This window comes from Rufibacter sp. XAAS-G3-1, from assembly GCF_013623775.1.
Classification (GTDB): domain Bacteria; phylum Bacteroidota; class Bacteroidia; order Cytophagales; family Hymenobacteraceae; genus Nibribacter.
In genome coordinates this window covers 1-353 of sequence record NZ_JABFAM010000070.1, presented here as the reverse complement: position 1 = coordinate 353, position 353 = coordinate 1, and the positions used below count along the sequence as shown (strand labels likewise).

The following is a 353-nucleotide window of genomic DNA, read 5'->3' as shown; positions in this document are numbered from 1 at the left end:
AGTTCCTGGTTGTAGCGGACGCTGTTCATGGCCGCCATGTGCAGCACGTGCTTGAGTTCCTTGTTGGCGAACCTGGAGACGCCCGCCTTCCCCCAGACGCTCGTCCCGCTGCGGTACTCGAAGGGGGCCACGCCGCAGTAGCAGGCCAGCTTCCTGCCGTCGTCCATCCTGGTGAAGCCCTGCGTGTAGACCAGAAGGGAGATGGCCAGCACCTTGCCCACGCCCTTGACGGAGGTCAGCAGGTCGTACTTGTCTTTAAGCGCCTCGTCTTTGGCGATGAACTCCTGCATCTTCTCCTCCACCTGCTCCATGCTCTTCTCCAGCCCCTGGACGGCTTTCTTGTTCACCTGTTC

General features: G+C 61.2%; 1 protein-coding gene. It reads right to left on the bottom strand.

What is annotated here, in order from left to right:
• On the bottom strand, positions 1 to 353 hold a 353-nt coding region (locus tag HHO50_RS21675), incomplete at both ends, for a transposase (protein ID WP_181309102.1).